At 62.9% G+C, this 24,443-nt stretch carries 25 protein-coding genes; 13 read left to right on the top strand and 12 right to left on the bottom strand.

Annotated features, from left to right (window positions below; translation table 11 throughout):
- Positions 1–44 precede the first annotated feature (44 nt).
- Positions 45–173 carry a hypothetical protein gene (locus tag LIN44_RS27550; protein WP_255637895.1) on the top strand — a complete coding sequence of 43 codons (129 nt, stop codon included), beginning with the start codon at positions 45–47 and terminating at the stop codon, positions 171–173.
- Between the two features lie 425 nt (positions 174–598).
- Here LIN44_RS27550 and LIN44_RS10020 read toward each other — a convergent pair whose 3' ends face one another.
- The 7 genes from LIN44_RS10020 to LIN44_RS09990 form a co-directional block, all read right to left on the bottom strand.
- Positions 599–937: a copper-binding protein gene (locus LIN44_RS10020; protein WP_227311960.1), complete on the bottom strand. Its 339-nt coding sequence runs from the start codon at positions 935–937 to the stop codon at positions 599–601.
- Positions 934–4,104, bottom strand: coding sequence for an efflux RND transporter permease subunit (locus tag LIN44_RS10015; RefSeq protein ID WP_116359812.1), 3,171 nt, complete (start codon positions 4,102–4,104; stop codon positions 934–936). The genes LIN44_RS10020 and LIN44_RS10015 overlap by 4 nt, the downstream gene beginning before the upstream one ends.
- Positions 4,101–5,669 (bottom strand): efflux RND transporter periplasmic adaptor subunit, encoded by a 1,569-nt coding sequence (locus LIN44_RS10010; RefSeq protein ID WP_053821765.1) that lies wholly within the window; start codon positions 5,667–5,669, stop codon positions 4,101–4,103. Before LIN44_RS10010 ends, LIN44_RS10015 begins: the two co-directional genes overlap by 4 nt.
- Positions 5,666–6,973 carry a TolC family protein gene (locus LIN44_RS10005; protein WP_116359813.1) on the bottom strand — a complete coding sequence of 436 codons (1,308 nt, stop codon included), beginning with the start codon at positions 6,971–6,973 and terminating at the stop codon, positions 5,666–5,668. The genes LIN44_RS10010 and LIN44_RS10005 overlap by 4 nt, the downstream gene beginning before the upstream one ends.
- A gap of 73 nt (positions 6,974–7,046) precedes the next feature.
- Positions 7,047–7,445 (bottom strand): copper resistance protein, encoded by a 399-nt coding sequence (locus tag LIN44_RS10000; RefSeq protein WP_116359814.1) that lies wholly within the window; start codon positions 7,443–7,445, stop codon positions 7,047–7,049.
- A 160-nt stretch (positions 7,446–7,605) separates the two neighbouring features.
- Positions 7,606–7,803: a hypothetical protein gene (locus LIN44_RS09995; protein WP_053821766.1), complete on the bottom strand. Its 198-nt coding sequence runs from the start codon at positions 7,801–7,803 to the stop codon at positions 7,606–7,608.
- Between the two features lie 601 nt (positions 7,804–8,404).
- Complete coding sequence (locus LIN44_RS09990) at positions 8,405–8,623, bottom strand: hypothetical protein (RefSeq protein WP_116359815.1); 219 nt, start codon at positions 8,621–8,623, stop codon at positions 8,405–8,407.
- A gap of 974 nt (positions 8,624–9,597) precedes the next feature.
- Between LIN44_RS09990 and LIN44_RS09985 the strand changes: the two genes are divergently transcribed.
- From LIN44_RS09985 to LIN44_RS09955, 7 genes are all read left to right on the top strand, one after another.
- The gene (locus LIN44_RS09985) at positions 9,598–9,900 is read left to right on the top strand and encodes a hypothetical protein (protein WP_035862553.1); all 303 of its coding nucleotides are present in this window, start codon (positions 9,598–9,600) and stop codon (positions 9,898–9,900) included.
- A 179-nt stretch (positions 9,901–10,079) separates the two neighbouring features.
- Complete coding sequence (locus LIN44_RS09980; RefSeq protein ID WP_144200244.1) at positions 10,080–10,478, top strand: hypothetical protein; 399 nt, start codon at positions 10,080–10,082, stop codon at positions 10,476–10,478.
- A 293-nt stretch (positions 10,479–10,771) separates the two neighbouring features.
- On the top strand, positions 10,772–11,539 hold the full coding sequence (locus LIN44_RS09975) for a bifunctional 2-polyprenyl-6-hydroxyphenol methylase/3-demethylubiquinol 3-O-methyltransferase UbiG (protein ID WP_227311959.1): 768 nt from the start codon (positions 10,772–10,774) through the stop codon (positions 11,537–11,539).
- A 335-nt stretch (positions 11,540–11,874) separates the two neighbouring features.
- Positions 11,875–12,360: a CzcE family metal-binding protein gene (locus tag LIN44_RS09970; protein ID WP_116359825.1), complete on the top strand. Its 486-nt coding sequence runs from the start codon at positions 11,875–11,877 to the stop codon at positions 12,358–12,360.
- Positions 12,361–12,489: 129 nt separating this feature from the next.
- Positions 12,490–12,726, top strand: a complete 237-nt coding sequence (locus tag LIN44_RS09965) for a hypothetical protein (RefSeq protein ID WP_116359816.1) — start codon at positions 12,490–12,492, stop codon at positions 12,724–12,726.
- Positions 12,727–13,027: 301 nt separating this feature from the next.
- A complete protein-coding gene (locus LIN44_RS09960) occupies positions 13,028–14,764 on the top strand; it encodes a phosphoethanolamine transferase (protein WP_227311958.1) in 1,737 nt (578 codons plus the stop codon).
- A gap of 17 nt (positions 14,765–14,781) precedes the next feature.
- Positions 14,782–15,585 carry a phosphatase PAP2 family protein gene (locus LIN44_RS09955; RefSeq protein WP_217435659.1) on the top strand — a complete coding sequence of 268 codons (804 nt, stop codon included), beginning with the start codon at positions 14,782–14,784 and terminating at the stop codon, positions 15,583–15,585.
- Here the strand turns inward: LIN44_RS09955 and LIN44_RS09950 are convergent.
- Positions 15,550–16,815 carry a type II restriction endonuclease gene (locus tag LIN44_RS09950; protein ID WP_116359826.1) on the bottom strand — a complete coding sequence of 422 codons (1,266 nt, stop codon included), beginning with the start codon at positions 16,813–16,815 and terminating at the stop codon, positions 15,550–15,552. The two genes, LIN44_RS09955 and LIN44_RS09950, sit on opposite strands and share 36 nt — an antisense overlap.
- A 175-nt stretch (positions 16,816–16,990) precedes the next feature.
- On the opposite strand from LIN44_RS09950, the gene LIN44_RS27640 reads away from it, so the two are divergent.
- From LIN44_RS27640 to LIN44_RS09925, 5 genes are all read left to right on the top strand, one after another.
- The gene (locus LIN44_RS27640; RefSeq protein ID WP_082371459.1) at positions 16,991–17,266 is read left to right on the top strand and encodes a DUF2933 domain-containing protein; all 276 of its coding nucleotides are present in this window, start codon (positions 16,991–16,993) and stop codon (positions 17,264–17,266) included.
- 13 nt (positions 17,267–17,279) lie between these two features.
- Positions 17,280–19,721 (top strand): heavy metal translocating P-type ATPase, encoded by a 2,442-nt coding sequence (locus LIN44_RS09940; RefSeq protein WP_116359819.1) that lies wholly within the window; start codon positions 17,280–17,282, stop codon positions 19,719–19,721.
- Positions 19,722–19,785: 64 nt separating this feature from the next.
- Positions 19,786–20,202, top strand: a complete 417-nt coding sequence (locus LIN44_RS09935) for a DUF411 domain-containing protein (protein WP_053823085.1) — start codon at positions 19,786–19,788, stop codon at positions 20,200–20,202.
- Positions 20,203–20,263: 61 nt separating this feature from the next.
- Positions 20,264–20,794, top strand: coding sequence for a cytochrome c (locus tag LIN44_RS09930; protein ID WP_053821772.1), 531 nt, complete (start codon positions 20,264–20,266; stop codon positions 20,792–20,794).
- Positions 20,795–21,414: 620 nt separating this feature from the next.
- A complete protein-coding gene (locus LIN44_RS09925; RefSeq protein WP_082371627.1) occupies positions 21,415–21,612 on the top strand; it encodes a hypothetical protein in 198 nt (65 codons plus the stop codon).
- Positions 21,613–21,826: 214 nt separating this feature from the next.
- Here LIN44_RS09925 and LIN44_RS09920 read toward each other — a convergent pair whose 3' ends face one another.
- The 4 genes from LIN44_RS09920 to copC all read right to left on the bottom strand — a co-directional run bounded on the left by LIN44_RS09920 (position 21,827) and on the right by copC (position 24,417).
- Positions 21,827–22,174 (bottom strand): CzcE family metal-binding protein, encoded by a 348-nt coding sequence (locus LIN44_RS09920; RefSeq protein ID WP_082371461.1) that lies wholly within the window; start codon positions 22,172–22,174, stop codon positions 21,827–21,829.
- Between the two features lie 385 nt (positions 22,175–22,559).
- Positions 22,560–23,036, bottom strand: a complete 477-nt coding sequence (locus LIN44_RS09915; protein WP_053821774.1) for a plastocyanin/azurin family copper-binding protein — start codon at positions 23,034–23,036, stop codon at positions 22,560–22,562.
- A gap of 69 nt (positions 23,037–23,105) precedes the next feature.
- Complete coding sequence (gene copD, locus LIN44_RS09910) at positions 23,106–24,023, bottom strand: copper homeostasis membrane protein CopD (protein ID WP_053821775.1); 918 nt, start codon at positions 24,021–24,023, stop codon at positions 23,106–23,108.
- Between the two features lie 7 nt (positions 24,024–24,030).
- Positions 24,031–24,417: a copper homeostasis periplasmic binding protein CopC gene (gene copC / locus LIN44_RS09905; RefSeq protein WP_053823086.1), complete on the bottom strand. Its 387-nt coding sequence runs from the start codon at positions 24,415–24,417 to the stop codon at positions 24,031–24,033.
- Positions 24,418–24,443 lie beyond the last annotated feature (26 nt).

The raw sequence follows: 24,443 nt of genomic DNA, 5'->3' as shown, positions 1-24,443 counted from the left end.
ATCAATTGGCGCGAAAGCGTACACAGGCCGCTAGGAGCGAGAGTATGAACAAATCGTCAATTTGGAAAGTCATCTTGATTGTGTGCGCCGCCGTCGGCGTGATTGCCATCCTTGGTGTGGTAGGGATGCTTTTGATGCATCAGCGCATGATGGGCGGTCTGAGCTGTTGCTAGTCCGGGTAAGCAACGTAGCGGCGCCTGGGCACCGGAATGGAAGCCCCCAGCCGTGCGAGCCATTGCAAGGAGGTAACCAGTGGACGCCCCCTTTCCGACCGCTATTTGCTCCGTCTGCTCGACTTCCTGGTGCGCTTGCGCGAGACCGTGCCATGCTGGTCGCGAATTCGCCGGGGGCCGTGCCGTCGTCGCAGATACCAAGCAAACAGTCCGAGCATACAAAGGAGGATGGCCAGTGAGCTCAGGACGACGACGAGGACATCGTGGGGCAGATCAAAAGGGTTGTGGCGCACGGTCTGATTCGATTCGGAGTTGGCTTGCCAGGATCGTTGCGCAGTGGCGCCCATGGCTGCCAGCGTGACGTTGCTAGGCCATGCCGTGACGCGCACGGCCGCCGGCGGCGAACCCGTGCGCGCATGGGGCGATTACTTGCGCTGCATATCCACGACCGTCGGCGCGCCATCCACCTTGTCGAATGTCACCGACACGGCATCGCCTTCCTTGAACTTGCCAAGCGAGGCGCGATCCTTGACCGGGAACACCATGGTCATGCCGGGCATGCCCAGATTCTCGATCGGGCCGTGCTTGAGCGTGACCTTCCCGGTTTGCGCATCAATCTTCTTGATTTCTGCGGGCACCGGCCGAGCTGCCTGTTGCGAGGCGGCGGGCGCCTTCATGTCCATGCCGTCCATCGAACCCGCGGCGAACACGGCCGGCGCGGCAATGATGGCCAGGGCGGCGGCGAAGGTCTTGAGGTGTTTCATTGTGATTCCTCCTGAGGTGTGAGGTTGGGGGAAAGGGAAGCCTGCTTGATCTGACGGCGGCGTAGCAGCAGATACACCGCCGGGACCACAAACATGGACAGCAGCGGCGCCGTCACCATGCCGCCGACCATCGGTGCAGCGATGCGCTGCATCACTTCTGAGCCGGTTCCGTGCGACCACATGATCGGAAGCAGGCCGGCCAGAATTACAGCTACGGTCATCGCTTTCGGGCGCACACGCAGCACGGCGCCTTCCTGGATGGCATCGAGCAGGGCCGCAAGACTGTTTTGCCCATCCTCGAGCCGTTCCTGCCAGGCATGCTTCAGATAGAGCAGCATGATGACGCCGAATTCCGCAGCGACCCCGGCCAGTGCAATGAAGCCGACAATCCCGGCCACCGACAGGTTGTATCCCAGCAGATAGAGTAGCCAGAAGCCGCCGATTAAGGCCAGCGGTAGAGTGCCCATGATGAGCAGCGCCTCATCCAGCCGGCCGAATACCAGGTAGAGCAAGACGAAGATGATCAGCAGGGTGAACGGGACCACTACCTTCAGCTTCGCGGTGGCGCGCTCGAGATACTCGAATTGTCCCGACCAGCTCAGGGAGTACCCGGCTGGCATCGGGACGGCTCTGGCGACTGCCACCTGCATGTCTTGCACGGCAGAGCGCAGGTCCCTGCCGCGAATGTCGACGTAGATCCACCCGGAGAGCCGCGCATTTTCACTGCGCAACATGGGCGGCCCTTGCACAACCTGGATGCGCGCAACGTCGGCCAGCGTGATTTGCAGCCCCTTGTCGGTCACGATCGGTAGTCTGCGCAGTTGCTCGATGGAGTCCCGATAGTCGCGCGGATACCTGACATTGATCGGAAAGCGCGCAAGCCCGTCGACCACTTCGCCGACGTTTTCGCCACCGATGGCCGACGAGACGATCGCCTGAACGTCGTCAATGTTCAGGCCATACCGGCCCGCAGCCGCCCGGTCGATATCGACGTCGATGTACCGCCCGCCAGTGAGCCGCTCGGCCAGCGCGGAGGTGACTCCGGGAACCGACTTGACGGCCTCCTCGATGCGCGTGGCCAGTCGATCGATTTCCTTCAGGTCCGTACCGGCGACCTTGATCCCCACCGGGCTTTTGATGCCGGTGGCGAGCATGTCGATGCGGTTGCGGATCGGTGGCACCCAGATGTTGGACAGCCCTGGCACCCTGACGACCCGATCGAGCTCCTCCACCAGCTTGTCGGTGGTCATGCCGGCACGCCATTGGTCCTTGGGCTTGAACTGGACGGTGGTCTCGAACATCTCGATCGGCGCCGGATCGGTGGCGGTATCGGCGCGGCCCGCCTTGCCGTACACCGTCGCGACCTCTGGCACTGTCTTGATGAGCCGATCAGTCTGCTGCAGGAGCTGGGAGGCCTTGCCTGCGGAAAGGCCCGACAACGCAGAGGGCATGTAGAGCAGATCGCCTTCATCCAGGGGCGGCATGAATTCGCCGCCAATGCGCATAATGGGCCACGCGGTGGCGATCAGCAGCACGGCGGCGATCGCCAGCGTGGTCTTCGGATACGTGAGCACCTTGCCGAGCAATGGCTGGTAGCCGCGAATCAGCCAGCGATTGAGCGGATTGGCCTGCTCCGACGGAATTTTTCCGCGGATCATGTAACCCATCAGCACCGGTACCAAGGTGACGGACAATCCGGCAGCGGCTGCCATGGAATAGGTCTTGGTGAAGGCCAGCGGCGAGAAGAGCCGGCCCTCCTGCGCCTCCAGCGTGAACACCGGAATGAACGACAACGTGATGATCAGCAGCGAGAAGAACAGGGCCGGCCCAACCTCGGCGGCAGATTTGCCGATGACGCGCCAGTGTTCATGGGCGCTGAGTTCGCGCTGCGGATTGTCGGCATGCCAGTGCTCGAGATGCTTGTGCGCGTTCTCGATCATGACCACCGCGGCATCGACCATCGCGCCGATGGCGATGGCAATCCCACCCAGCGACATGATGTTGGCATTGACGCCCTGGTAGCGCATCACCAGGAAGGCGGCCAGCACGCCCAGCGGTAGCGAGACGATGGCCACCAGCGCCGAGCGCAGGTGAAACAGGAACACCAGGCAGACCAGCGCCACGACCGCAAATTCCTCGATCAGCTTGGTGGTGAGATTGGCCACCGCCCGCTTGATCAGTGCCGAGCGGTCGTACGTCGTAACGATCTCGACGCCCTTGGGCAGGCTCTTCTGTAGGGTGGCGAGCTTGGCCTTGACCGCTTCAATGGTCTCCAGGGCGTTCTTGCCCGAGCGCAGCACGATGACGCCGCCGGCCACTTCGCCCTGGCCATTCAGCTCGGCAATGCCACGCCGCATCTCGGGGCCGAGCTGCACAGTGGCAACGTCACCCAGCCGTACCGGGATGCCGGCGTCGCTGGTGACCAGCGGAATCTGGCGAAAGTCGTCCAGCGTTTTCAGATAGCCGGTCGCCCGCACCATGTACTCCGCTTCGCCCAACTCCAGCACCGAGCCGCCGGTTTCCTGGTTGGCGCCCTTGAGCGCTGCCAGCACCTTGGCCTGCGATAGGTTATAGGCGCGCAGTCGATCCGGCATCAGCACGATCTGGTATTGCTTGACCATGCCGCCGAGCGAGGCCACTTCGGCGACGTTGGGCAGGGACTTGAGCTCGAAGCGCAGGAACCAGTCCTGCAGCCCCCGTAGCTGGCTGAGGTCATGCTGGCCGGTCTTGTCCACCAAGGCATACTCATAGATCCAGCCGACGCCGGTTGCATCGGGACCGAGCGCGGGCTTGGCTGCCGCCGGCAGCCGCGACTGCACCTGATTCAGGTACTCGAGCACGCGCGAGCGCGCCCAGTACAGGTCCGTGCCGTCTTCGAACAGCACATAGACATAGGAGTCACCGAAGAACGAGTAGCCGCGCACGGTCTTGGCGCCGGGCACCGATAGCATGGTCGTGGTGAGCGGATAGGTCACCTGGTTTTCCACGATCTGCGGCGCCTGGCCAGGGAAGGGCGTGCGGATGATCACTTGCACGTCGGACAGGTCTGGCAGCGCGTCAAGCGGCGTACTCTGTACCGCCCAAAGCCCCCAGGCGGTCACCATGACCGTGGCGAGCAGCACCAGGAAGCGATTGCGGATGGAGGCGAGGATGAGCCGGGCAATCATGGCTTCGCTCCTGCAACGGCGGCGGCCGACTCGACCGCGGACAGGGTCGCCACGCCGTCCTTGTCCAGTCCGAAGCGGAACCGGACCTGATCCCCTGGCTTGAATCCCTTGGGCATGCCGGCTGGCGGCGCGGCAAACTCCATCGTCATGGCGCCCCACTGCGCCGACGGAATGGGGCCATGGGAGATCGTCATGCTCTGCTCGGTGACGGTCTCGATCCGGCCGACGCCTTGATGTTCCGGCCCGGGCGCTGCAGCGGCGCCAGGCGCCGACGCGCCGGCTGCAGAGGCGGCCGTGGGCGCGGTCATGCGCTGCGCGGTGCCGCGCAGGCTCGCCTCCGAGTCGATCAGGAACTGTCCGGACACGACCACCTTCTGGCCCGCTTTGAGGCCCTCAATGACTTCGGTTTGGCCGCCTGCAGCCGCGCCGGTCTTGACCTCCACGGGGCTGAACCCGCCCTGGCCGGATGCCACCATCGCGACCGTGCGTGTGCCGGTACGGATCAGCGCCTCGGTGGGCACGAGCAGGCGATCCGGCCCAGGAGCGGCGTCAAAGCGCACCGAGACAAACATGCCGGGCAAGAGCTGACGGGCCTTGTTCTGCAATTCGATGCGCACCTTGACCGTGCGGGTACCGGCGCTGATATCTGGCAGGATGGCGTCGACCTTGCCCGACAGCGTCTGGCCGGGCAAGGCTGCCGCGGTGGCCGACACGGTCTGGCCGGGCCGCAACGGGGCGGCCTGACTCTCAGGCACCTCGGCGATCACCCAAACGGTTGCTAGGCTCGCAATGCGAAACAGGGTCGTTCCCGGCGAAACCGTCATGCCATCGCGCGCACCGATTTCGGTGACGATGCCGTCGACCGAACTGGTGACCGTCAGCCGCGGCTGCAGTTTGCCGGTGGACTGCACCAACCGGATATGACTCTCGGTCATGCCCACCTGACGCATGCGCGCAATGGCGGCCTCGCGCAGCTCGCGCTGGAGGCTGCCGTCCATCCGGCTCACGGCCAGATATTCCTCCTGCGCCGCGACCCATTCCGGCGCATAGATTTGCGCCAACGCTTGACCTTTGCTGACCGGATCGAGGGTGGTCCGAGCGTACGCGTGCTCCACGAATCCGCTGGTGCGGGCCTGCAGCACTTCGATGCTGCGTTCATTGAACGCGACATTGCCCGGCACTTGAAGTGCGGCCTCGAGTCGGCCGGTCTTCACCTCGATCGTGCGGATGCCAAGGTTCTGTGTCACGCGGCTGTCGATGGTGACGGCCGCGCCGCCGCTGGCTTCTTCGTACACCGGCGACAACGGCATATCCATGTACGGCGACTTGCCCGGCTTGTCAAAGCGCTGTCCGGGCACCATCGGGTCGTGCCAGTAGAGAATGCGCTTGCCAGTTTTCGGGTCAATGTCCCCAGCCTTGAGGGCGGCACCGCTGGCGCTGCTGCCAGAGGTTGCCGACGCGGGCGACTGCTGGCGCCCTTGCTGTTGACCGAGGTAATAGGCAGCCCCAACGCTTGCCACCACCATCAGGCCTGCCACCGTCCGTGCAATCGTGGTCTTGTTCATGGTTGAGCTCCTTGCAGTGACGTGGGCTGGACTGCGGTGGGTAACGGCATCAGGAAGGTCAGGTCCGCCCAGAGTCGGGCGGTGGCGGCCTCAAGTTTGAGGCGCTCAAGCGAAATATTGAGCGCCTTGCGGCTGGCATCGGCCACGGCGGTCAGGGTGCCGGCACCCGCTCGATAGGCAGTCAGGGCCGCTTCGGTCTGTGCCTTGGCCAGCGGCACCGTGGTGCTCCGATAGCGCTCGAGCCGCGCCTGGCTGAGCGCCAGCTCTGCCTGCTTGCCGCGCAACTGCCCGAGCAAGCCGCGGCGTACGACTTCGGCTTGCGCGCGCGCGGCGTCGGCCTGCGCAAGCTTTGCGGCCAGTTCCCGATCCTGGCGATGCTTCTGGTCCCAGGGAAGCGGCAGTGAGACGTTGAGCGAAACCATGTTGGAGTAGGCGGGGCCGCGCTGGCTGTACATCAGTTCCACGCTCACATCCGGGATCTTGTTCTCCCGAGCGACCCGGCTTTCCGCCTCGGCGACGCCAACCTGTGCCTCGGCCGCCGCCACCTCCGGCAGTTGCGCCACGCCGCCGGCATCCAAGGTATTGAGCCAGGCCGGCGCCTCAAAGCCAGGGGGTTCGGCCAGGGGAAGTTCTGCAGCCTCGCCCACCCAGCGTCGCAGCATCGCTCGGGCTGATACCAGTGCGGCGCGGGCCTCGTCTTCGCGATCTTGCAGTTGACGGAGCTCCAGTTCGGCGGCCAGGATGTCGGCACGGGAGCCGCGGTTGCCGCGATAGGCGGCCTGCGCCGCGTCTACCATCAGCTTGATGGATTGCGCTTGCTCATTGAGCACGCTGTAGGCACGTTCGGCGTTCCAGCGGTCCAGCCAGGCCGTCGCGGCGCCGCGCTGCACCGTCGCCAGCGCCGCCGTACGCTGGGCCTCTGCCGAAGACGCCTCGGCTTCGAAGCGCTGGGCGCGAGCCTCACGCTTGGCCGATCGCGTGAACTCCTGCATCAGGCTGATCGAGCGCATCGTCATCGATTCCGTGCCGAGGGAAAACCGGTCGGGTCCGTTCGCCGGCACGTTATTGACGCCAACCTTCAGGACTGGGTCAGGTAACTGCCGGCCAGCCACCGCCATCTCGATGGCGGACTGGACCGCCGAGTGCGATGTTTCGGCATCCGTCGAGTGGGAAGACGCGAGCGCCACGGCTTCCTGCAAGGAGAGTGCGGCCGCGGGTTGCGCCCATCCGGGATGGGCAGCGGCGAACAGCGTAAGGGCGAGCGTCAGATGGCACCCATACGCAAAGGGAAAACGCAAATGCATAAAGCCTCCGCTAAGCAACGACCACCCTGAACACCATGGTTTCAGGGCACGATAGCAAGCATTGCTTCGGAGGCTAGTTTCGGAAACAGCAGTGGAGAATGGGCAGGGGGCGAGGGGGCGCGCGCGGCACCGCGTCGGCGTAGACCGCTCGCTGGCTGACGAATATCGGCACCATCGCCGGCTCAACCAGATTGACAAGCACGGGCTGGAACGCAGGAATCTGCGGGCTGGGGTGGTCGGCCGACTTGGAGCCAAGCTGGCAGTGCTCCAGGCACAAGCCATCATGGGCAGCCGGCGCTTCGGCCTTCTGCGTCATCTCGGGACAGGACTCCGTCATCCCGGCCATGTCCGCCATGCCGTCCATCGAATACCGGCTGCCCGCGCAGGCGTAGGCGGCCGCTGCCAGCTGAACTGTCAGGAATGTACTCAGCAGGAAGGCGGCAAGCCAAAGCCGGCGAAAACGGGTACGCACGTTGAAGATGTCCGATTTGAGCCGAATGGTAGCAGCGTTTGGCCGCTTTCGGCACTTTGCCCTCGCGGCCGTTTGCCGCAGATCAAATGCAGACGGGGTAGCCCATCCGGGGAGCGTTCCGGCGAGCCACGCAAACTAGCTCGCCGGTTTCCAGGCTCGGTTACTTGGGCTGCCCCAACATTTCGCGGCACTTTTGCATCATCGCCGCGTGGTCCTCCGTCTGCTGTTTTTGTTGTTGCGCCTCAGCCCGCTTGGCATTACGAGCCTTTTCGATCACATACCAGTCCGGACCGGCGACCGCTGACAGCGAGAGCCCCAGGGCGACGGCGCCCCCTAGCGCGTGAAGAAAGAATTTCATGATGTTCCTCGTTCTGGGTATGCAGCGCGCCGCCTAAACCCACCAGCGAGCGGCAGGCGACACTGCAAATGTCGAAATCAGACAGGAGCACGTTGGTGCGATGGCACCCAGTGCGGCACCCTGCCGTGCGGGACCGCCCTACAGACAGAACCGTTTGGGCGGGCGCTCGAGGCGAGGCGGAACGACGGAGCGATATGCGAACTCCGGATGCGCGACCAACACGCTGGTCCATGCATCCGTGGCGGCGGCGGTGGCCAACGGCGTGCCCGCGAGGATTGCACAAGCGGAAATCGTGCAGGGAAGACGAGATGGGCCGCTGACATGTCGGTCATCGGCGCAACTGAATTGACTGACGCAGTCATGGGGACTGCCGCTCTCGACACTGGCTTGCGCCGCTTGAGCAGGTATGTGTGCTGGCATTTGAGCGATGCCAGCGATACAGCAGCTGTCCAACGGCCCGGCCTGAGCCCGCAGGGGCAAAGCCAGCGCCAGGGTCAGCAGCACGACGAGACGCCAAAGGCGATTCATGGGCTTACACATTGGGCCCCTCCGAGCCGACGTGCGGTAGCGCCGTCGCGGGAACCATATTGAGTATGGAACTTCATCTTGCGCGAGACACGGTTGAGTCCGACATGGCGCTGCCCGCAGGGCAGTTCGACGCGAACGACAGGTAGACCTCGTCGAGCATGCGATGCTTGTCGCCGGCCAATTGTTCCAGGGCAGCCAGGAGGTGCTCGGCCACGCCGTACTGCTGCTGTGCGCATGCCAGACGGAACGCGGCGAACACGTCATCAAATAACGTTGGCGTTGCAGTCGTCATGCATTCCCCGCTGGATGCGTGGTTCGGCCAAGGCGTGATCGCCGCGATGCCGTCCTCATTTGCACTATGGACCTTCCCACGGGGGTAAGGTCAAGCAGTGCGTAGGCTGGCGTCGCGCGTCGATTGAAGACGACCGGTAAGCGCCACCCATGCGCAGGCGCTAGGCGTCAGGCTGGTGTAGAGAGCGAACCCGCCGTGAATCGCCCCGGCATTCGCGGCGCATGCGTTTCAAAACCGTCGATGCATACACGGTCCACTTCCGGCACTGAGGCGTAACACGCAGTCACGCCACGGATCCGAGTCTTTCTGATAGCCGAGCTTTTCGCAAGCAGGCCCCTCAACGCGTAATGAGGTCTCCATATCGCGCTCGGCGTGCGCGGTACGTTCAGCGACGGTCGCGCACCCGGACAACATGACGGTAATGAGTAATAAGACACGCATGAATTTCTCCTTTGCTCCTAGATGAAGGGAGTCCGTTGCGGTGGTCCAGGGCGCGACACGACCGGGAACCAGCGAAGCGGTGTGCAAACGGCGATGCCGTTATCGTGAATCTAGGTTCTGATTGCTTTTGCACCAAGATCTGCCTTTGCAGAATGGCCCGCTGCGGGCCATCTTTCAGCGACCTTACTTCAGATTGCTATGCAATTACCCAACCATTTCAAGCTGGTCATCCATGTTCGGTTGGGCTTTCGTCCCAATGATGTTCCTCGGCTGACATTCACGACCAGCTCGTATTACGCGACCATTACGTGCAGGAAATTTTTTCTGTGTTGTCTTGGCCTGGCAGCAAGCGTTTCCGTTTGGAAATTGCCGCCATCATTACCCGAGCATTACGCGGCAGTCATCAAATTCGACTCGCGCGTCATTGCCAGGGCAATAGCGTTACAAGCGCTCACATTTGTAGGGAAACGCGAACACTGCCGGCAATGCAGAAGTCGTATGCTCCCACCCTCTACACATGCAAAGGAGAAAACATGAAAAAGCTTCCAATCCTGGTCGGCACCGCGCTGGTCATCGGGTTCAGTTACGCCAATGCGCAGACGCATGTCTACACGCATGATGGCTATGGTCGGGCAGGCCTCTACCCGTCACGGCCGGCGCCTGCCGCTGTGCACGTCGTGCCCGCGGTTGCGGTGGTACATGATGCGCAGCCCTCGTACGGGCATGGCACTGCGCTGCGCGAGGCGCATCGCCAGCCGCGCCACGGCATCGAACATGGGCGACGTGAGCCTGAGCGCCGCCGGCACAATGCCGCTCACGGTTCACGCGGCCACTGACGCACTCGCCTGTCATATTGATTGCCCGCAGGCGTGCCGACGCCGGTAGTGACGCCGGCGTCCGTTGGAAAAAGTCAGGGGAAGCGCTGCGTCTGTCATGTCCCCGTCATTCTACTGACAGGCGGCTCGTATAGACTCCCGACTCAATTGATGCTTGATGCCGCCGGATGAGAAGGCTGTTGCGCCACCTATTGCTTTGGCTCGTTGTATTTGCATTGCCGATGCAGAACGTCGGCGCAGCGGCTACTCTTTCGTGCGGCGAGCTGACCGAGCTGCGGCAGGGCGCCGGTCTCTTTGCCACCCTTGCCACCATCGACGTCGCTGACGAGGCGAGCGCCGACGAGGCCGACGCACACTGCGATCCGAGGTCGCATCACTGTCCAGCAAGCAAAGCGCGCGGCAAGGCGCGCGGTTGTCAGGCGTGTTCTGCCTGCTCGGCCGCCTCGCCACTTGCCATCTTTGCCTTCTTGGGGACCCAAGCGTTGCCCATGAACGGCGCACTACCTGCGTCTCTTCTGTGGATATTTGCCAGCACAACGCCTGAGACGTTGCTGCGCCCGCCTTCCCGCCATCTCTGACGCCGCCCACGCAACTCCTGGGCTGGCTACCTCCACCTTCGTAGATGTCGTCCTTCGGCCTGACCGAAGACGAAACAAACCTGCCTGCGCTCGTCCCTGTGCGAGAGCAAGGCAGGGCAATTATGGTGCGGCGTGCGATGTCGCCTGGCGGTCGCGCGCGCAGCACGATATTGGAGACAGCGATGCGCATCTGTAATCAATGTAAGGCCCCGCTCAAAATTGACGTGTGGGCGTGCACCGCGTGCGGTTGGCAGCCCCGTGTTCTCGCCGGCGTGCTCTGCCTGGCACCTGCCATGATGGTCGACCATGATGGGTTTCACGAACCGCTCTTTGTCGAGTATGAGAAGCTCGAAGCGACGCACTTCTGGTTCGTCTATCGCCGCAAACTGATCCTGGACGCACTGCAGCGCTACTTTCCGGCCTTGCGCTCGTTCATGGACGTCGGTTGCGGGACCGCGGAGAACCTGCGCGCAGTCCAGGCCCGCTTCCCGCGTGCACGCCTGGTCGGCGGCGAGGCCTCGTTGCGCGCACTGATGAAGGGGCAGCGCAAATGCAAAGCTCAGTTGTTGCAGATGGATGCCCGCGCAATTCCCTACAGCGACGCCTTCGATGTCCTCGGGGCGTTTGACGTCATCGAACACGTCGACGACGACGCCCAAGTGCTAGCGGAGATGTACCGTGCCTGCAGGAATGATGGGGGAATCGTATTGACAGTGCCCCAGCATCCGTCGCTGTGGAGCCATATGGACGATGCGGCCAAGCACAAGCGGCGCTATACCCGCCAAGAACTGGTGAAGAAAGTGGAGGCGGCCGGATTCGAAATCGTGGACGTCACCTCCTTCATGACGCTGCTGCTGCCTGCGATGGCCATCTCCCGGTTGTGGCAGCGCGCCAAGCCGCCCGGCGATGCCATGGACGACGGGTTTCGCATTGGGGCGGCCATGAACGGCACGCTCGGGTGTGTTTGCACCCTCGAGCACAACCTAATACGGGCCGGCTTGCGTTTCCCGGCAGGCGGCTCGCTGTTGCTGGTGGCCAGGAAGAAGGGATGTTCTTTGTAGAGAGCGCAGTCACGCATGGGCCCATCGCGGCGTTTAGCGTCAACGACGAGGACGCCGCGGGCCGCGTCTCAAGCGCTCGCCAGGCTCGTCTGTGCGCAAGAGCGGACCTTCTTCCGGAATGCCTTGGCTCGCGCTGCCGTCAGGGCAAGCGTCGCAGGCGCGGCCCTCGCGACTGACAATCCAGGTCGTTAACCGCGACGACGTACCCATTTCTGCAACGCAGATGGATGCGGGAAAGCTTACGGGGATGTAATTCGCGAGTAACGTCGTCGTGAGTCCCAGCCGCCTACCATGACACCTAAGAGGTTATGCCTCGAAACGTTATGGAGCGCATCATGAACACCAAGAAGACCGCTTTGACCGCTTTGACTGCATTGGCGCTGGCGGCCCTCTCCGTCCTATCCAGTTCACCGGCGTGGAGTGCGGACCAGACCAGAACCAATGCGGGCGACAACTGGGCGGAGCACGTGCGGCGGCAAGCCGCCGACCAAGCCAGCTCACCGGCACCGCTCACAGTGCCCAGCGCGATGGCTATAGCGCAGGCTGCTACTCCATTGGGGCCGCAGGCGACGCTCTTCGGTAGCCTGGCGCCAGCGAACACGGCTGCACGCGCGGTGACGCTCGCTCCCGGCCTGAAGTCTGTCAATGTGGCCTCCGGCGACACCGTTACTTTTCGCAGCGGCGCGCAGGAAGCCACCTGGACATTCGCCGAGCTTGTTCAAGGAAAATCCGTGGATCTTGGCGTCCTGTTCCCAGCGATGCCCAACGCCCAAGGCGTGCGCGTCTATATCGAGCGCAGCAAGCTCTATACCGGTGGCTAAGAAAGGCCGGTTTGCCAGGAGTGAAAACATGACACATTTGTAATTTTGTCGTCAGGCCCTGGTGGGGTACATCTTTCTACACTGCAAGTGCAGGCTCACTGAGCCACTATCGAAACAAGGAGAAATAGAATGCGTACATTGAAGAAGACTGCCTTGGTGGCATTGACCGTGGCAACCCTTGGTGGCGTCGCGGGCATCGCGAATGCTGGCGTCAATTCGCCGCGAGACCCCTTTACCGACGGCGGGCACGCCATGGGCACGCGCGATCCGTTCACCGATGGCAGTCACACCATGGGCACGCGGGACCCGTTCACCGACGGTAGCCACGCCGTAGGCCCTCGCGACACGTTCAGCGACGGCGCCTAAATCTCGGCAACGCGCCGACTCGCCGGGGCGATGGGCCGCTCGGTGGGCCGGTGCGTTGACGCGGGGCGGGTATCGGGGAAACTGTCCCGATACCCGTTATCGTGCTTGCGCACGCGCCGAGATTCAGCCTTGCCGATGCGCCGGCTCGGGTCGGACCAGGCCCTGATCTAGGCAGACGGCATAGGCTGCAGCGGTCGGACCGCACCCAGCCCAGCGAGTCATCATCGCGCCTTCGGCGCGATTCTTTTTGTCCACCACTGGCTCAACACAGCGTTGCGTACTGCAACGCCTGGGGCTGGTAATGTCCCGCCTTTCGCGCCATGCGCCAATGATGGAACCGAATCTAAACCGGTCGCGCCGTGACCCGGCTTCGCCCGACACACCACCAAGCGGCGCGCGCGCAAAGGTGGGTCGCCCCTGGCGTCTGGAGGTCGGCGTCGAGACCTTGCTACTCGGCTTCTGCCTATACTTTGTTCTCGTCCTGAACGGTCCGTTCTGGCGGGCGCTATTCGCCGAACGGACGTTGAGCGGGCTCCGTGATCTGGGCTACGGCGTGGCAGTGGGCACCGCGCTGGTCACGGCGCATTTTGTGCTGCTGGCGCCGTTCATAAACCGCTGGACGGCCAAACCGTTGCTGACAATTTTGGTCGTAGTGGCCGCCGGTGCCAGCTATTTCATGGGTCAATACGGCATCTACCTTGACCCCAGCATGGCCCGCAATGTGCTGCGCACCGACGTGGCGGAAGCTCGCGAGTTGCTGACGCTGCGTATGATGGGCAGCATCGCGCTCTTGGCACTACCACCATTGTTGTTGTTGCCGTGGGTGACGCTGCGCCAGCGTTCACTGACGCGAAGCGTTGGCCTGCGCGTGGTCGCGATGTTGGTGGCCGTTGTTGTCGGCGTGGGGACGCTGTCCTTGGTGTTTAAGGATTTCGCAGCCCAGATGCGCAATCATAAGGAGATCCGCTATCTGCTCGCGCCGGTCAATGTAGTGTACGCCTTTAGCGGGGCGCTGGCACGCGATGCCAGTATCGCGAACCGGCCGCGCCAGCCGGTGGGCACCGATGCCCGGCTCGGCGCTAGCTGGGGCGAGCACAACAAGCCCCTGCTCTTCGTGATGGTCGTGGGAGAAACCGCACGAGCGGCGAACTGGGGGCTCAGTGGCAGGTCGCCTCATGACACGACGCCGAACCTGGCGCAGCGCGCTGTGATCAATTTCGCTCAAGTCACCAGTTGCGGCACCAATACCGAGGTCTCTCTGCCCTGTATGTTCTCGTCCCAGGGACGTCGCAATTACGACGAAGATGCCATCAAGGCCAGCGAGTCATTGCTACACGTCATCGGACGAGCGGGACTGAAGGTGGGGTGGGCAGACAATCAATCGGGATGCAAAGGCGTCTGTGCAGGCCTGCCCACGTGGCAGCCGGATCCTCAGGCTATGTCGGCGTTATGCGATCGCGACCGCTGCCTGGATGAAGTGTTGTTAGCCGGGGCGGAAGCTTTGCGGCACCAGCTACCTGGCAGCTTGGTCGTGGTCCTGCACCAACTCGGCAATCATGGTCCCGCGTACTACCGGCGGTATCCGGCCCGATTCGCGCAGTTCGGTCCGACTTGCGACACCGATGATCTCTCGCGCTGTACCCCAGAGCAAATTCGCAACGCGTACGACAATGCATTGCTGTACACCGATCATATGCTCGCACGCACCATCGACTGGCTACAACAACTCGAGGCGCGCTATGACACGGCCATGATCTATGTATCCGACCATGGCGAGTCGCTGGGAGAGCGCGGACTGTTCTTGCATGGCATGCCTTACGCGATTGCTCCGCGGGAGCAGACCGATGTACCGATGGTGATGTGGTTCTCAGCCTCATTCGCCCACCGCATGCGGCTCGATGTCTCCTGCCTGCGCGCGCGTGCGCGCGAACCCGCCACGCATGACCACTTATTCTCCACGGTCTTGGGCCTGCTGGATATCCGCACCCAGACCCGGGATGCCACCATGGATTTGTCGGCACGCTGCCGCAACGGATAATGCCGCTCATGAGAGAAATGCCGTTGGTTCAGACGCCCGCCAGTCAGCGTTGGCTGCGCCAGCAATGGTGGCTGCTGGCATCGGCCGCGCTGGTGCTGGCCTACGTGTTCCAGCGCACCGAACTTGACCTCTGGCTTGAGGGCCGTTTCTACGATGCCGGTCGGGCGGTCTTCCCATTGCGCCAGCACTGGCTATTTGAAGCGGTGCTCCACAAAGGCGCGAAGTGGCTCACTTACCTCGCCGTAGCCGCGGCCATGGGTGTCTGCTGGCTGGGCTGGCGAGGGCGTCTGCCTTGGCTGCCGCGTCGCAATGTGTTGCTTGCCGCTGCGGGCATGGTGGTGATCCCGTTGAGCGTCACGCTCCTGAAGCTCATGACGGGACGCCATTGTCCCTGGGACATGGCTCAGTTCGGCGGCAGCCTGCCCTATATGCGGCTGCTGGATCCGCTGCCAGCTGACGTCAAGCCGGGACAATGCTTTCCTGCCGGTCACGCGGCCACCGGCTTTCTCTGGGTCGTGTGGGGGATCGCATTGCGTCCCGCCGGCCGTCGTTGGGCGTGGGTTGGGCTGGCTGGCGGACTGCTACTGGGCGGCACACTTGGCGCGGCCCGCATGGCGCAGGGCGCGCACTTCCTGTCGCACACGCTCGCGACCCTCTGGGTGGCGTGGGCGGTAAGTTTGCTACTCGCGTGGGCGCTGGGAGCCGACGTGCGGTTAGCCAGCGCCGCGCCGCGCCAAAGCCAGGAAGACTGCCCGCGCCATCGCAGACCACCGCCAGAACGCGACTCACAACTGTCTCGCGATGGCCTCGATCGGCTTTAAGCCACTGCCAAAGCGCGCAATGCTTTCGCGATGCTCGCGCAGGCTGGAATAGGGGACATAGCGGATATTAAGTGCCGACACACGGCTAAAGGCCGGGCGGCTCAGTTGCGCGCGCACGTCGCCTTCGCGATCATCGGGTGCGACGAGGAAGAGATGCTTGCGGGCGGACTGGTCGGAACCGAGCGCCAGATCCAGCATGCGCACGATGCCGGAATAGATCGAGGTGGTATGTTCGACTTCAAAGGCGGCTTCGACCTCGAGGGTGGTGGCGTTTAGCCAGACAGTGTCAATCAATGGAACGGTATCGCCTCCCGCCACAAGCAGCGCCGGCGGCAACGTTGAGAGACAGCCCTGGCTCAAGGGCTCGCCGTTGTACAGCCGACTTCGGTCGTTCGTGGCAATCCAAACGGCAAAGCCGAGCGACTTGCCGAGATCGCGCAGCCATCCCTGCACTTCGGTATGGGTGGCGTCTTCGGCCTGCCCCAGCTGAATCTGCCTGGCAAGCGCGGCAGCCTGCTCGCGCACCTTGGCCAGTTCCTGCTGCCAGACGGCCACATCGTGGGCCTGCGCTTGCCGCGGTGGCAGCGGATAGCGCTGCATGCCGATGTCAAACAGCAGGCCCGCGATCGCGCCAAGGTCATTGGAGAGCAAATCCCGATAACGCTGATTCAGGGCGAGCACCCCCTCGCGCATCGCCAGATAGTGATCCCATTTGCCAAGCTTGACCGACGAGCCTGTCAGGGCGTTATAGCCATTGACAATCGCGGTATTGAATGGCATCACCAGCGTGGGATGAATGAAATACAGCAGGTTGGCCGCCGCCGGCCCGAGACCCTTGATGCCGAGGCTGCTCAGCTGGCGAATCGCATCAAGGACTTCGGATTCGGTGTCACAGCAGTTGCAGGTATGGAGCAGTCTGGCAAAAGCACGCTGATTGTCGGCATGCTCATAGATGTCTGGAATGCGCAGTTTTGGCTTCCACAGAAAGGCGTGATCCGCGCCTTTGAAAATCTGCCGTTGCTCTGCGATTGAAGACACCACGGTCTCGAGCGATGACCCCCGATACGCGTTGCCGAATGTACCGGCCTGGATCTCGTCGACCACCGCGCCGATGCCACGCCGAATCGAGCGGAAATTCTTCAGCCGCTCCGGCCAAAGAAACCAGGTTTGATAGGCGCCGGCGGGATCGGTCTTCCAGCGCTCAATGAGGATGCGGATGGTGTCGGTCATGGTGTGCATTTTTGCCGGGCAGTGTATCACCGTGAGGCCTTTTGACCTGGCGCAATGTTGACGCGAACCGGCTTGACCTTCCCATTATCGGAAGCTCTACCGTTATCACAAGAAAGCTGGGCGCGGCGATTGACTGCCGGTCAGCTTCCCGTCATGGTCAAGTAAAGAGTCTGTCATGAAAGCATGTCATTCCCCATCGACGCATCACGGCACCAACGCCGGCCAAGTCCGTCGGTTTCGCTGGTCGCTGCGTTGGGGGATCGTCCTTGCTGCCGTGGCAATGATCGCCGCCATCGCGCTCGGGATGCCGCGTTGGAGTGCGGTTGCTTCCTGGTTGCCGTTTGCGCTAGTGTTATTGTGCCCGTTGATGCATCTATTCCATGGCGGCCACGGGCGCAGCGCGCCTTCGAAAGAGGGCGGCGATCCAGTGGACGGACAGCGCCACGACTAACAGGAGGCCTTCCATGAATGAACCCAGCAGCCAGCGCCACCCACCGAAAGCGGGCCACCATGACAACGCAACAAGCCCCGGTCATGGCGCGCATGCTGACCAGCACCATTCCCATGGCCACGGTGCGCCGCACGAGAGCCCTGTGTCAAGTGTCGGCACGGCCAAAGATCCGGTCTGTGGCATGGTGGTGTCGGCTGACTCGGCATTCCAGACCCAACACGCTGGCAACCCTTATTATTTTTGCAGCGCATCGTGTCAGCGCAAGTTCGAGGCGGACCCGGCCAAGTATGCCGTGGCTGCGGCAGCGCCTGCCGCGGCCCCTTCAGCCGCCCCGGATGCGGAATCGGGGCCGCCGGGCACGATCTACACCTGTCCGATGCACCCCGAGATCCGGCAGGATCATCCCGGCAACTGCCCGAAATGCGGCATGGCGCTGGAGCCGCTGTTGCCAGACCTGGACGAGACCGAGAATCCGGAGCTGGTGGATTTTCGGCACCGTTTTTGGTGGACGCTGCCGTTGACGGTGGTGACCACGGTGTTGGCCATGCTCGGCCATCGATTCGGGTGGATGCAGGCGGCGACGCAGAGCTGGGTCGAATTGGTCCTGTCGACGCCGGTGGTGCTTTGGGCGGGTTGGCCTTTTTTCGTGCGGTGCGCCCAGTCGTTCCTGCATCGCAGCCCCAATATGTGGACGCTGATCGGTCTGGGGACCGGTGCGGCCTATGCCTATAGCGTGGTGGCAACCGTGGCACCGGATGCGTTCCCGCAGACCTTTGCCGCCCACGGCCGCATCGGCGTGTACTTTGAGGCCGCGGCCGTCATCATCTCGTTGACGCTGCTCGGCCAGCTGCTTGAACTCAAGGCGCGATCGCAAACCTCCGCGGCGATCAAATCGTTGCTCGGGCTCGCGCCCAAGACGGCGCGCCGCATCGGGCGCGATGGCGCCGAGGAGGATGTGCCTCTCACTCATGTGCATGTCGGCGATTTATTGCGCGTCAGGCCCGGGGAAAAGGTGCCAGTCGACGGCATCGTGACCGAAGGCAGCAGTTCGGTGGACGAATCGATGATCACCGGTGAACCGATGCCGGTCACCAAGCGCGAAGGCGACCGCGTTATTGGCGCCACCATGAATACCTCAGGCAGCCTGATCATCCGGTCGGAGAAGGTTGGCGCACAAACGGTGCTCTCCCAGATCGTGCAGATGGTGGCGCAGGCGCAGCGCTCAAAGGCGCCGATGCAACGCATGGCCGATAAGGTCGCGGGCGTGTTCGTGCTCGGCGTCATCGGCGTCGCCGTGGTGACGTTCTTTGCCTGGGGCCTGTTCGGTCCACCGCCGAGTTGGGTGTTCGGTCTGATCAATGCAGTTGCGGTCTTGATTATCGCCTGTCCCTGTGCATTGGGGCTGGCCACGCCGATGTCGATCATGGTTGCCAGCGGCAAGGGCGCCACCAACGGCGTGCTGTTCCGCGATGCCGCCGCGATCGAGAACCTGCGCAAGGTCGACACCCTGATCGTCGACAAGACCGGTACGCTGACCGAGGGGCGGCCAGCCTTCGAGCGTGCAATTGGCGCCAATGGCTATGCCGACGACGAGGTCCTGCGGCTGGCGGCGAGCCTGGACCAGGGCAGCGAACATCCGCTGGCCGCGGCGCTGGTGGAGGCGGCCCGCATTCGTGGCTTGGCGCTGGAGAAGCCACAGGACTTTGAATCGAGCACGGGCATCGGTGTGCGCGGTACGGTCGGTGGGAAGACACTCGCCATTGGGAACACGGCGCTGATGCAAGCCGACGGCATCGACACCGAGGCGCTGCGCGCCCAAGCCGATACGCTGCGCGTACAAGGCGCGAGCGTTATGTATCTTGGCGTCGATGGCCGTCTGGCCGGGCTGCTGGCGGTGTCGGATCCCGTCAAAGGCTCAACGCCCGAAGCGCTGGCGGCCCTGAAGGCCGAGGGCATCCGCGTGGTCATGGCCACCGGCGACGGCGTGGCCACGGCAAAGGCGGTGGCCGCAAGGCTGGACATTGCGGAGTTCCACGGCGAAGTGAAGCCTGCGGACAAGCTTCAGCTGGTGAGCCAACTGCAGCAAAGCGGGGCGGTGGTCGCCATGGCCGGTGACGGCATCAATGATGCCCCGGCGCTGGCCAAGTCGGATGTGGGCATCGCCATGGGCACGGGCACCGATGTGGCGATGAACAGTGCTCAGGTGACGCTGGTCAAAGGCGACCTGCGTGGCATTGCGCGCGCACGCGAGCTATCCGAGGCAACCATTCGCAACATGAAACAAAACCTTGGCTTCGCGTTTATCTATAACGCGCTCGGGGTACCGTTAGCGGCAGGGGTGCTGTACCCGTTCACCGGTTTGCTGCTTTCGCCTATGATTGCCGCGTTGGCAATGAGCCTGAGCTCGGCCTCGGTGATCTCCAATGCGCTACGCCTGCGGCAGGCAGAGATTTAAGCTGGCGATGAGGCACTCGACCGGTGCTGACTTGTCTATTGACATGATGTTTTTCGGAGAATCCATGAAGTATTTCTTGGCCACTGCCGCATTGCTCGCGGCCGCCACCGGCGCGCAAGCGGCCTCGCCGACGCTAACGGTGTACAAGGATCCCAGTTGTGGCTGCTGTGCAGAATGGGTCAAACACGTGAACCAGGCCGGCATCCAGACCAAGGTCATTGATTCGTCCGACATGACGGCGGTCAAAGCCAGGCTCGGCGTCCCGACCCAGTTCGGCTCCTGCCATACCGCGGTGATCGATGGCAGCGCGCAGGTGGTGGAGGGGCACGTGCCGGCAGCAGCGGTGCGCAAGCTCGCTGCGAAGCCGACCTTGAAAGGGGTCGCAGTGCCCGGCATGCCGGCAAACTCGCCAGGCATGGGGCAGATGGACGGAAAGCTTGTGACAGTGGATTTTAGCGGCAAGCCATTCTCGAAAGACTAGGACTGCAGCGGGGCTGCGCGGGTAAGCGTTGCCAGAACTTCAGAACTGCCAGACAAAGGACATGGAAGAGTCAACTCAGTCGCGCTGGATCGTGGCCTGCGTGTTGGTGGTGGCCGCCGCGGCGGCCACCGGGGTCGCGCTCAAGGCGAAACGCTATCTGGAGCCACCCTCCGGTGGACCGCAGACGCTCAGGGAAGGGCGCCAACTGCGCATCGATGCCACGGATGCCGCGCAGCTCGGTCGCGGCAGGCAGCTGTACGCACAGGCCTGCGCGTCGTGCCATGGCGTCAAGCTCGAAGGCCAGCCTAACTGGCGCGAGCGGCTCGCAAATGGCCGGATGCCGGCGCCCCCGCATGATGCATCGGGTCATACCTGGCACCATGCGGACGCGGTGCTGTTTGCCATCACCAAGAACGGGCTCGTTGCCGGCGTGACCGCGCCGAGAGGCTATGTCAGTGACATGCCAGCCTTCGGCCAGTCGATGTCGGATGACGACATCATTGCCGTGCTCGCGTACATCAAGAGCACTTGGCCTGAGAAAATGGCAGTAGCGCAGCGCGAAGCGACCGCGCAGTATGCGAGCCCGAAGTAGCGACCCAAGCAAACACCGCAAGCAGGCGCTCCGGTCAGCGATGGCGCCTACGTCCGTTTCGAGCCTAGCCTGGGCTGCTGCAGTGACCCTGCACGAGCTGTCGCGGTGTGTACGCCACAGCTGACGAACATGTCGCGTTGAGCGGCCGGCTTGCTGGTATTCAGGCGCTTGGATCGCGCCTGGTAATTTCTGTCTCTTGCCTGCCTGCCCGCTCGCGCGTGGCACACAGCTGTATGCGAGCAGCGGTCGCGCGCCGTCGAAACGGCTCGAACACGCGTGCCGCTACGCCGATGACTCGTCGTGGGCGAAGATCGGCGAACGCTGCGCCGCACTAATCCCCTTACGTCGTCCAGAAGAGATACAAAAGCCCAAGCACGACCAGCGCCGCCCCAATGATCGAGTAGTAGCGCATGCCATGCAGGGGCTGGTCTGGATGGCCTCGCCGGTGAAAGACGAGTCTCATAGCCGTTATGGAAAGTCGAGCATTGCCATATGGTAGACCCAGCGCCGGTGATTTACCTTGACGTGTCTGCACGGCGGTCATTGAATGAATGCTGAAACGCGTCGCCACGAGAGCGGAACCATCCGCCGATTCACTTCTAGGGGTCCTGGAGACTACGATGCTGACACCACATGAAGTGGCCACCCTTATGCTGATCGACGACGCAGCCCCCAATCTCGCCGACCTCGATCACGCGTCGATCGAGGCATTGATTGAGCGGCAGCTGGTGCATCTGGAAAAATTGGCTTACGGCGATCGTCTGCACATCACGCCGCGGGGCAGTGACTTTTTGCATGCTCTCGCTAAATTGCATTAGGCTGGTCTGCAAACGCACTTGCGCACTGAAGGCTATGCGTTGCGCGTTGCGCAGTATGCCGCGATATGGCTAGACCCGGCGGTGCCCCTCGGGTCTGCAAGCGCCAAGTCAGCGGACCAAGGCGGACGTTCCACCGCCTACTGGTCCGGATGCGGCGTGGGGGAGGGCTGTCGAAGTGGTCGTCTGGCACAGCGTCCAGTAAGCAACCAATACGTCATGAGCTGCCCCGATAGAGCGGGCTTGGCGCGATGATGGCCGTGATGCCTTTGGCTTCCGGCAGATCCGGCAAAAGGAAGTTCAGCGCAACTGCCGATCGTCCACTACTTGTGGTCATAAAGGTCCAAGCCACCGTGCGGTTGGCGCCCCGGAAAGCAACGGTTTCTCCAGAGGTGACATTAACGTATCGCGCACCTGGCCGCAGCGTGATCGACCGAGTCGCCGTCTCGACGGCAGCGACGGTACCATACAAATCGGCCCTAGCAGGTGGCAAAGGCGCACACGCCGACGCCATGCCGAAGGCAGAGAGTGCCAGTGCGATCCGTAAAGCCTGCGTGGTAGTCATAATGAGACTCCCTGTCGATGTGCGGCAAGGTCTAACGGACCCGCCTTTGCGACAACCCGACTTCCACCCGCGCCAAGGACGCACGCAGCTTGGTGCTGCGCTGATCTGTGGGCAACTGGCAAGGCTACCGGCACCCAAACGCGAGTTGCCGCACGATCTAGTCTAATCAGGGCATTCCAACGATAACGTTGCCCAAACGTTACATTCTGGACAGGTAACAATGTGGTCCACGTCATGCCCCACAAGTCAACGCTTCCAAGTGGGGAGGATCACGCGCAAGAAAACGGGTCCGCCACGGCGGCACCATGACCCAACCTACGCTGTCGAACCCTCAGCATCGGTGCGCCGTTTTGTTCGCCGCCGGACGCACCCGTCGTCGCGCTTTTTACTTGACGGCCACCTTGCCGACCATGCCGGCTTCGAAATGGCCCGGCACCAGACAAGCGAAGTCGACGGTCCCAGGACCGTCGAACTGCCACACCAGTGTGCCTTGTTTGCCAGGTGCGAGCATAATCTGGTTCGGGATAGAGTGCTTAGCATCAGGCATGCTGCGCATCATCTGCGCGTGCTCTTTCAACTCAGCGGCGGTACCGATCACCATTTCGTGCTCCACTTTGCCGACATTCCGCACGACAAAACGCACGGTTTCACCGCGCTTGACCTGAATCGAGTCGGGCGCGAACCGCATCGTGTCGCTCATGGTCACGTTAACCGTGCGTGAGACCTTGGCCGGCTTGCCCGGCTGACCGGCAGCGGACTTACTGGCGCTAGCTGGGCTCGCATGGCCCTCCATGCTGCCGGCAGCCCACACCAGCATCGGCGACAGCCCCAACACCAGCAGCAACGACTTGAGCGTCTTCATGGCATCTCCTTGGCGGTTGTTTGAGAGCAAGACAAGCGCAGCCTTGCTGCGCGGTTCGTGAAAACGTGGCTACATGCCCGCGGGGGATAGGATGCCGAGCGAGGCGACAAGAGCTAGAATGAGCGTTGCCGCACTGGTCTCGAACATCAGGCTGCGCCGCAAGGTACGAACGGCGACGGCATGGTCGCCCGTCCGTAGGGCATGCTCCAGGCGCGGGCTCAGATGAAAACGGTTAGCCGCGGCAAGGGCGAGCATGGTACCGAACAGCGCCAGCTTGGACGCCAGCAGTCCACCGTATGAGTTCAGCGACAGTTCTGGCAAGACCGGACCGACAATCAACCAATAGTTCACTGCGCCGGTAATGACCAAGGTTGCGACAACGATCATACCCACCTGAGCGAAGCCGTTTGAGGTGCGGCTCAGTAGGGCAACCTTGGCAGGTGTGGCAGAGGGATGCGACAACAACACGAACGCGAGCAGAGCGCCGACCCATGCGCCGGCGGCCATTAGATGCGCGATATCCGAGGCAAGGTGAATGTAGCGTCGAATGCCATCATCCATGGCGCCATGGCCGCCCCAGGCAAGCGTGGACAGCGCGACGCCGCCCGCTGCAGCCAGAACCCAGAATTGAAGTTCTGGCCGTTTGCGGACAAACAACGCGACCAGCACGCAGAGGACCAGGGCAACGAGTCGCACGACCCAGGCCGCGCCAAACGCGGTGCCTGTCACAATCATTTCGAAGACATGGCCTTGCAGTTCGGCGTAGGATGCGGCACCGGTCATGCCCTTGGCCATGATGGTGATATTGGCCAGCGACAGGACGATGCCCAGGGCCGCGACCGCCGCGCCAAGCGTCAAAAAGCGCGCACCCGTTGGCGACGCCATTTCCTCACGGCGCAGTGCGTACAAGCCAAACAGCGGCAGACCAAACAGTGCAGTCAGGTCGAAATAGAGTGCGAAACGCACTGCAACAGTTGCCCAGTCCATCGGCGGATCACTTCACGGTGAACGCGATGTTGCCATTAATCGGGTGCGTGTCGGACGACACTGCACGCCAATCGACGCGGTAGCTGCCAGGCGCCAGCGTCTGGGCCGGGGTGATCACCATGGTCTTGGGGTCGTCGCTGCCGGCAACCTTGGCGGCAATTTTCATCGGCGCATGGTTGGCCATGCCGGGCATGCTGGTCATGACGAGGCTGGCCCCGGAGAATTGGGTCGCGAGGTTCTCTGAAAACTTCAGCTCGATCTTCTGCGGCGCCGCCACCTCGGCCTTGTCGGCGGGCATGGACGATACCAGCTTTGGATGGGCGAAGGCTGCAGTACTAGCCAGCACAGCGGCGGCTGCCAGAGCGGCACGAATGGTGAAGCGGGGCGCTTGCATGGTGAACTCCAAATATGAGTGTGGAT

Origin of the sequence: Cupriavidus sp. MP-37 (assembly GCF_020618415.1) — a bacterium.
Taxonomy (GTDB): domain Bacteria; phylum Pseudomonadota; class Gammaproteobacteria; order Burkholderiales; family Burkholderiaceae; genus Cupriavidus.
Note: the sequence above shows the minus strand (reverse complement) of the source record. Positions and strands in the feature narration are given on the sequence as shown.

Excerpts from the sequence above, each read along its gene's own strand:
- LIN44_RS27550 (WP_255637895.1), top strand. The coding sequence starts at position 45 with ATGAACAAATCGTCAATTTGGAAAGTCATCTTGATTGTGTGCGCCGCC.
- LIN44_RS10020 (WP_227311960.1), bottom strand. The coding sequence starts at position 937 with ATGAAACACCTCAAGACCTTCGCCGCCGCCCTGGCCATCATTGCCGCG.
- LIN44_RS10015 (WP_116359812.1), bottom strand. The coding sequence starts at position 4,104 with ATGATTGCCCGGCTCATCCTCGCCTCCATCCGCAATCGCTTCCTGGTG.
- LIN44_RS10010 (WP_053821765.1), bottom strand. The coding sequence starts at position 5,669 with ATGAACAAGACCACGATTGCACGGACGGTGGCAGGCCTGATGGTGGTG.
- LIN44_RS10005 (WP_116359813.1), bottom strand. The coding sequence starts at position 6,973 with ATGCATTTGCGTTTTCCCTTTGCGTATGGGTGCCATCTGACGCTCGCC.
- LIN44_RS09995 (WP_053821766.1), bottom strand. The coding sequence starts at position 7,803 with ATGAAATTCTTTCTTCACGCGCTAGGGGGCGCCGTCGCCCTGGGGCTC.
- LIN44_RS09990 (WP_116359815.1), bottom strand. The coding sequence starts at position 8,623 with ATGACGACTGCAACGCCAACGTTATTTGATGACGTGTTCGCCGCGTTC.
- LIN44_RS09985 (WP_035862553.1), top strand. The coding sequence starts at position 9,598 with ATGAAAAAGCTTCCAATCCTGGTCGGCACCGCGCTGGTCATCGGGTTC.
- LIN44_RS09975 (WP_227311959.1), top strand. The coding sequence starts at position 10,772 with ATGATGGTCGACCATGATGGGTTTCACGAACCGCTCTTTGTCGAGTAT.
- LIN44_RS09970 (WP_116359825.1), top strand. The coding sequence starts at position 11,875 with ATGAACACCAAGAAGACCGCTTTGACCGCTTTGACTGCATTGGCGCTG.
- LIN44_RS09965 (WP_116359816.1), top strand. The coding sequence starts at position 12,490 with ATGCGTACATTGAAGAAGACTGCCTTGGTGGCATTGACCGTGGCAACC.
- LIN44_RS09960 (WP_227311958.1), top strand. The coding sequence starts at position 13,028 with ATGTCCCGCCTTTCGCGCCATGCGCCAATGATGGAACCGAATCTAAAC.
- LIN44_RS09955 (WP_217435659.1), top strand. The coding sequence starts at position 14,782 with ATGCCGTTGGTTCAGACGCCCGCCAGTCAGCGTTGGCTGCGCCAGCAA.
- LIN44_RS09950 (WP_116359826.1), bottom strand. The coding sequence starts at position 16,815 with ATGACCGACACCATCCGCATCCTCATTGAGCGCTGGAAGACCGATCCC.
- LIN44_RS27640 (WP_082371459.1), top strand. The coding sequence starts at position 16,991 with ATGAAAGCATGTCATTCCCCATCGACGCATCACGGCACCAACGCCGGC.
- LIN44_RS09940 (WP_116359819.1), top strand. The coding sequence starts at position 17,280 with ATGAATGAACCCAGCAGCCAGCGCCACCCACCGAAAGCGGGCCACCAT.
- LIN44_RS09935 (WP_053823085.1), top strand. The coding sequence starts at position 19,786 with ATGAAGTATTTCTTGGCCACTGCCGCATTGCTCGCGGCCGCCACCGGC.
- LIN44_RS09930 (WP_053821772.1), top strand. The coding sequence starts at position 20,264 with ATGGAAGAGTCAACTCAGTCGCGCTGGATCGTGGCCTGCGTGTTGGTG.
- LIN44_RS09925 (WP_082371627.1), top strand. The coding sequence starts at position 21,415 with ATGCTGACACCACATGAAGTGGCCACCCTTATGCTGATCGACGACGCA.
- LIN44_RS09920 (WP_082371461.1), bottom strand. The coding sequence starts at position 22,174 with ATGACTACCACGCAGGCTTTACGGATCGCACTGGCACTCTCTGCCTTC.
- LIN44_RS09915 (WP_053821774.1), bottom strand. The coding sequence starts at position 23,036 with ATGAAGACGCTCAAGTCGTTGCTGCTGGTGTTGGGGCTGTCGCCGATG.
- copD (WP_053821775.1), bottom strand. The coding sequence starts at position 24,023 with ATGGACTGGGCAACTGTTGCAGTGCGTTTCGCACTCTATTTCGACCTG.
- copC (WP_053823086.1), bottom strand. The coding sequence starts at position 24,417 with ATGCAAGCGCCCCGCTTCACCATTCGTGCCGCTCTGGCAGCCGCCGCT.